We start from the raw sequence: 6,000 nt of genomic DNA, 5'->3' as shown, positions 1-6,000 counted from the left end.
CGTGATGGTGGACGTGAACGACAGTCGGCGAACTGTTTCCTTCCGCGCAAATGTTGCCGTTGACCTCGGCGGGTTCGGTTGCCGGGAACAGGGCGGATGCCGCATACGGATTGCCGCGCCCAGGAGCAACTTCGCCACCTGTCACTTCGTGACTCAAGCGTTCGTCGTGAACACCGAAGTCATACCCCTGTTGCCAGATTTCCGCCTTCTCCTTGGCGGTGAGTGCCATACCGCCAGCAGGGACGAGTCGGCCGGTGGACTGGAGATATGCGAGGACCTGCTCAACCCCGGTTCGCACAGCCTGCTGCGAATCTCCGGTCATTGACTCGAAAGTGCGACTGGCATTTCGGCCGAAGTCGACGCTTCGCCACCACGCTGCTTCACCCTCAATCTGCCGGTTTGCAAGTTCGGTGGTGAGGTCAGGCGTGAGGTCTACGGCTTCAGCGCGCATCTCAGCAACGGCTGCCGCCATCTCCTGCCCGATGCGCGTGAGCTTCTCAATCCGACTTTCAGTCATGTGTTCTCCTAGTTCAATGAATTGATCACCGCCTGAGCGGGCTTATCCCGAATCACCACAACCGCCCGACGCAACGCCTCCACGTCATCCCGCAAATGCCCCAACAGCTGATTGCACGGCGAACAGAGAAGGCTCCGAACACATTTGCCGCACGATTCCCCGCCAGGGCAGCAACTGTGGTCGTGATCGACGGCGAGCATCCGCGCCTTTCCTGACGCTCTTTGGCAGATGTAGCAACGTCCGCCTTGTGCCGCCAGGATTGCGGGGTACATTCCTGGCGGCAGTTTGTAGGTGTTTTGGACGTAGCGGGCGTGTGATTTCGCTTTGGTGGCTGCACGTTTGGCTCGGTGGTGGGTCGTGCAGCGTGGTCCGGGTACTGGTTTGCCGGTTCGTTTGTCTGTGGCGATTGGCCGGTTGGTGGTGATGTTCTCGGCCACGCAGTCAACGCACGGTTTCACGATCGCAGTGCCTTGTACCGTTCCAAGTACCAGATTGCCTTGTCAATGTCCTCAATCGGACTGTCATGCTTGAGGTCTGCACGCCAGATGTACTTGGTTGCGTTTCCGAGCAGGAACCCCATGTGCTCGGTGATCTGAATGCATTCGACGCCGCTGAGGTGGCTGCGGTAGTGCTTGGGGTTGATTGCGTCTGACTGCAGTTCATAGTCAGTTGGCTTGTCTGGCACATCCCACTCTGCAGCTGGATCAGCACCAGGATCACCCAGCCCGTCACACTGCAACGGAACCTCACGCTTCCACTTGTAGTTGCCACCCGGCACCGAGAACAGAAGCCACTTCGTATGCGGATCACTGAAGTAGGCCGTTAGGAATCCAGGTTGCGGGAATCCGAAGTTGGCGGTGGCGTATTCCGCCCACATCTCATCAAACTCGCGAATATCGCTCACGCTGCCAACCCCTTCGGCAAATGATCATTCTCGATCAGCACCTTGAAACCCTGACGCGCCGCCGGCAGGTAAACAATCACACCCTCAGGCTGATCGAAATCAGCTACACGCGAACCAGACTCAGCCAACCCCGCAACAGTGTCATCCACCGCATTCGTAGTGAAGTCGCCGCGGTACAACACCGGCACCACACCCAAAGAGTCGACAGCCGCCAACTCATCAGCATGTGACTGCCAACGATCCGCGTTGAACAAACTGAATCGCTTGTCGCCGTTCTTCAGGCCGTAGGCGCGTTGGATTCCGCTACCCCACCATTCGCCGTAGTGATATCCGGGCCCGAGGGTGTCTGCGAGTGCGCCGGCATTGGCGTAAACCCAGCGGGCGAATCCTGCGTTGTCGTTGTCTGGTGTGACGATGCGGTTGCGTGATTGTGCGCCTACGAATGTTTGGTCATCGCTGACGTAGATGCAGGCGTTTGTGCCGTCGATCTTTTCTGTGATGACGATGGATCGTTTGAGGCGTGGGGTTTTGGGCCAGGGTTTGAATTCGAAGTCACTCATGTTCGGTGTCCTGTTCTGGGTTGGGGATGCCGTCGAATGGGTCGTCGGGTAGTTGCTTGCAGTGCCAGCACCATTCGGGCGGGAACTCGGACCGGACACACAAACCATCAACAAGGGTCATGCTGCGATTTCCTCCACCGGCACCAACTCATACCCACAAGCAGCCAAAGCCTTCTCATGAGAACGAACAGAACCCTCAAACAACGGCACCCCACCAAACCGCGTAAACACCACAGTCGACGCACGCTCAACATCCGGGTCCACCGCATCCGGCTCGATGATTGTCCACACCAGCAGTTGTTTGCCGTGGGCTGTGGGGCCGTCTTCGATGTCGTAGATTTCGGCGTGGCCGGCGTATCCGGTGGCGGGTTGCGCTGTGGGCCATGCGATCGCACTAGTTGCCATTGAGCCAGTCCTCCAATTGGTTTCGAACTTCTGCGGGCAGCGTCTCGGGCCGCACTTCCGCTTCAGTGGGGCGGTCAACCACGTTCTCCCATGACCGAAGTTTGATGGTGTACTCCACTACGTCGGAAGTGCCGCTGTAGTTGGTTGGGAGTCCTTTGGATTTCACCTTGGTGACTCTGATGACGGTCAACTCATCCTCCTTTGGGCATGAGAAAGGGAGGACCACATCTGTGCGATCCTCCCGTGCAGGTGTATTCAGTTCAGGGTTATGCGTTTGACCATCCGTCATCGCCACCAGCGTTGTTACTCTTCCGCTTCGGGATCGGTCCCGACACCGTCCGAACCGTCAACTCAGCCGACTGGCGAGTCTCCCCGTCCTTCTCGTACGGGCGGATGTAAAACTCACCCGACAGTTCAATCTCAGTCTTCGCGTCGAAGTTTTCCTTCACGAACTCCGCGAGTGGACCCCATGCGGCGCAACGGATTACTGCGCTCTTGTCCTTCTCCCACTGCCCGGTCGATTCGTTTTTCTTGTCTTTGTTGAATGCGACGGGGAAGTTGGCGACGGGTCGGTCGCCGATGAATTTGAGTTCGATTTCTCCGATGATGAAACCTTTGCCACTCAGATTGGCCAGTGCCATGTCTTGCTCTCTTTCGTTAGGTGTTTGTGTTGCGGGATGATTCAGTTGTTTGCGATTTCGAGGAGTACGTCTGCGTGGCACGGTTGATCGAGCGGGCACCAGCAGGCGAGATCCTTGCCAGCGAGTTCGGCCAAATCGTTTGCGAGTGCATCAGTCAAATGATTGTGCGCGGCCACGTAGGCGTGCGAGGCGTTCCATCCGTCAGTGGGCGGGATGATGCCGGTCGGATGTTTGATGAACGCTTCGTAGTACCTGACTGCTGCGGCCCGCGCTTCGCTTGCGGTGCCGACTGGGGCGCTAGCGAGCAAGGGGCCGACATCGCCCGCGTAGGTCCACCAGGATCCGTGCGCCCTTTCAATCAGTGCCGGGTTGCCCCACTTGGTTGGCCGTCCGACGTAGACGGCGTTCTCGGGCATCTTCCAGCCTTTGGTTCGCTTCCGCTGGATACGATTCGGGCCACTCATCCAGCGCGCTCCAAGACACCGGCAATGTCAGGTGCGGTCCACCCGTCCGGCTTCAGAATCTTGTTTGTTACCGGATCACGAACTACTACCCCCTCAACAACTTTCGCCATGTTTGATCGCTGCACCTCATCCCACACAGCCTGCAAAGGAATCCCCAAAGTTCCAGCCAACTCACGCAACGCCTTTGCTGCATAGCCCGCGTGACGCCGGACATCTCCACACCCGAAACTAGTGATGAACATCTTTCCTAGCTCGCGGTGCGCCTTTAGTGCGTAGCCTTCCGCGAGTAGCCACATCCCTTGTCGATGAGGGGCGGGGATGCCAATCGGGTTGACACTGCGCAGCAGCCTCGGAGCCGTCATGCCCAGGCGCAGCAGCATCCCTGACATTACATAGATCAAGTCGGCAACAGCATCCGCAACCTCGACAAGGTTTCGTTGGCCCACCGCTTCATCCAGTTCATTCAGCTCCTCCGCAATCAGTTGAAGGGACGGAACAAGATCCGAATCAGGAATTGAACCCGATTCTGCATTCATCCGCACGCCGCACGCCTCGTTGAACGCACGCACATCCCCGAATACATCAATTCTCTCGCCCGCAAGGGCCACACCAGATTTAGCCACAAACACTCCTACTCATAATTGTTCATCGAGTCGTAGTACTCGGCATCAGGAACCCACGGCAACGTATGCCCATGCTCCAACTTTCGTGGCCACGCACGCTCCTCACGAGCACCGCGCCACGACACAACATCAACCCGAGATGCACGCGCACCCCCCGGATCATCCTTAGCTCGCCGCAACCCGAACCCGAACTCTGGCCACCGACGCCACAACGAAGAACCAATCGGCCGCATAACCCGATCACCCTTCACATCCTCGCCATTGCCCGCGTGAGCCTCCGTTAACAACGCGAACCCGTGACGCTCCCGCAGCCCATCCAAAACCCACGCCACTTCACGTGCCGAAGTTTCCTCAGACGGATCACGATGGTGCAGCTTGTACAACGGCCCCAACACCAACATGTCAGGCGCAATCGACTGAATTGCGTTCTCCAGCCACGAAATATCACGCCCCGACAGCAAATCGATCCCGCCGGGTTTCGTGTCAATCCGCATCTGCTCATTCCAGTCAACCGACCTGTGACCGTGCTGTTCACGCAGCGCAGTCACACGATCAATCACCCATCTGTACCTGCGCCGCGATTGGTCATCCGAGTTTTCGCAGTCGATCACCAACACCCTGACTTGCTGGTCCCCCTCACCCATTACGTGACCTCCGAACGGGTGTACACCGCCGGCCAGAGTTGCTGCTATCTGTGAGCACAACACCGACTTTCCGCCACCTTCAGCGCCTGTCAGCACTGTGCGATCCATCCGCTCGAGAAGTCCTGGGACGAGCCATTGCCGTGCAGCTGTTTCGGCTTGGAGGAAGTCCCCCATCCCGCGAGGGAGTGATGTTTGTTTATCTGCGGCCACGGCTTCAGCGGCATCGCACGCTTCCCTCAGAACTCGGGTTGCTTGCCGAACCTGGTCAGGTCCGTCAATGTCGGATAGCGATTGCAGCCTGTGGGATGTCTGCTGACAGGCCGCAAACAGCTTCCGCCTACCCGAGAGCTCCCGGAGCCTTGCCGCTATGTCAGAAGCGCTCTCAGGCCGCCAAGCGAGTTCCGTGAGTCCGAACACTTTGACGGCATCCCAGAATCGGGTGAGTCCTTGCGCTTGCAGCTGCCCCGCCAGAGTTGTCACATCCACCGACTGCCCGGATCGCAGCATCTTCACCATCACTGCTGCGAGTTCTTTGTGCGCCGGGTGGTACCAGTCGTCAGATTCGACGGTGAGTAGTGCGTCTCCGCACCTGTCTGGGAATTGGATTGCTAGCCCGAGTAGCGTTTTTTCTTGAAGTTCATCCCAGGCAACCTCGCGGTCCACTTCTATTTCGATCAACGGTCCATCATTCCTCCCACATTCTTTCACCCGGAGGCAAAGGTTTAGCCGCGCCCACTAACTCATCCTCCCAGCCTTCGCCATTAAGCCAAGTAGTTGGAAGCCTCGTATAGTTGGGTTTACGCTTTGGGCTATCCCGATATCTTTCCGCACCCGCAATAATCGTTTCAACATCAGCAATCCGCAACGCCTTAGCGAATGCGGCCCGAGCATTTCCCTTATCTTCCCGGCGCGGATAAACAGCCCAGAACCGAACAAACTCGTCACTGTCAACAACACGCTTCCGAGCCTTCGGCGACACATCAGTTGTAGGTAAGGAAGGGATAGGTAGGGATAGGGTCGTGTTAGTAACGCTGTTAGTAACGGGTTCTGTAACGCCGTTACCATGGTCACCAAAACCCGCATCTACCTGCTGATTGATCCCATCGCTCTCGGCATAGACCTGACTTCCCGGAATCACTTTCATGTCCGACCTATGCCCGGCTGGTGCCGAGCTGGTGCCCAACCTATGCCCGACTGGTGCCGAACTGGTGCCCGAACGATGATTTGCGACCCTCCTGCGAG

At 57.7% G+C, this 6,000-nt stretch carries 11 protein-coding genes; all 11 read right to left on the bottom strand.

What is annotated here, in order from left to right; translation table 11 throughout:
- Nucleotides 1-517 (bottom strand): hypothetical protein (locus ACFWEM_RS31280; protein WP_378539563.1); only part of this gene is annotated, 517 nt, incomplete at its 3' end.
- Nucleotides 518-525: 8 nt separating this feature from the next.
- On the bottom strand, nucleotides 526-954 hold the full coding sequence (locus ACFWEM_RS31275; protein ID WP_277377321.1) for an endonuclease VII domain-containing protein: 429 nt from the start codon (nucleotides 952-954) through the stop codon (nucleotides 526-528).
- Between the two features lie 17 nt (nucleotides 955-971).
- The gene (locus ACFWEM_RS31270) at nucleotides 972-1,421 is read right to left on the bottom strand and encodes a DUF3310 domain-containing protein (protein ID WP_378539562.1); all 450 of its coding nucleotides are present in this window, start codon (nucleotides 1,419-1,421) and stop codon (nucleotides 972-974) included.
- A complete protein-coding gene (locus tag ACFWEM_RS31265) occupies nucleotides 1,418-1,981 on the bottom strand; it encodes an RNA ligase family protein (protein WP_210377337.1) in 564 nt (187 codons plus the stop codon). Before ACFWEM_RS31265 ends, ACFWEM_RS31270 begins: the two co-directional genes overlap by 4 nt.
- Nucleotides 1,982-2,098: 117 nt before the next feature.
- Nucleotides 2,099-2,386 (bottom strand): hypothetical protein, encoded by a 288-nt coding sequence (locus tag ACFWEM_RS31260; RefSeq protein WP_378539561.1) that lies wholly within the window; start codon nucleotides 2,384-2,386, stop codon nucleotides 2,099-2,101.
- Complete coding sequence (locus ACFWEM_RS31255) at nucleotides 2,376-2,576, bottom strand: hypothetical protein (RefSeq protein ID WP_378539560.1); 201 nt, start codon at nucleotides 2,574-2,576, stop codon at nucleotides 2,376-2,378. Before ACFWEM_RS31255 ends, ACFWEM_RS31260 begins: the two co-directional genes overlap by 11 nt.
- Nucleotides 2,577-2,652: 76 nt before the next feature.
- Nucleotides 2,653-3,027, bottom strand: a complete 375-nt coding sequence (locus ACFWEM_RS31250; RefSeq protein WP_378539559.1) for a single-stranded DNA-binding protein — start codon at nucleotides 3,025-3,027, stop codon at nucleotides 2,653-2,655.
- Nucleotides 3,028-3,068: 41 nt separating this feature from the next.
- Nucleotides 3,069-3,491: a DUF4326 domain-containing protein gene (locus ACFWEM_RS31245; RefSeq protein ID WP_378539558.1), complete on the bottom strand. Its 423-nt coding sequence runs from the start codon at nucleotides 3,489-3,491 to the stop codon at nucleotides 3,069-3,071.
- Complete coding sequence (locus tag ACFWEM_RS31240; protein ID WP_378539557.1) at nucleotides 3,488-4,114, bottom strand: hypothetical protein; 627 nt, start codon at nucleotides 4,112-4,114, stop codon at nucleotides 3,488-3,490. Before ACFWEM_RS31240 ends, ACFWEM_RS31245 begins: the two co-directional genes overlap by 4 nt.
- A gap of 8 nt (nucleotides 4,115-4,122) precedes the next feature.
- The gene (locus ACFWEM_RS31235; RefSeq protein ID WP_378539570.1) at nucleotides 4,123-5,421 is read right to left on the bottom strand and encodes an AAA family ATPase; all 1,299 of its coding nucleotides are present in this window, start codon (nucleotides 5,419-5,421) and stop codon (nucleotides 4,123-4,125) included.
- Between the two features lie 22 nt (nucleotides 5,422-5,443).
- Complete coding sequence (locus ACFWEM_RS31230; protein WP_378539556.1) at nucleotides 5,444-5,902, bottom strand: hypothetical protein; 459 nt, start codon at nucleotides 5,900-5,902, stop codon at nucleotides 5,444-5,446.
- Nucleotides 5,903-6,000: the final 98 nt, after the last annotated feature.

Source organism: Rhodococcus sp. NPDC060176 (genome assembly GCF_042728675.1).
GTDB lineage: Bacteria > Actinomycetota > Actinomycetes > Mycobacteriales > Mycobacteriaceae > Rhodococcus_F.
Note: the sequence above shows the minus strand (reverse complement) of the source record. Positions and strands in the feature narration are given on the sequence as shown.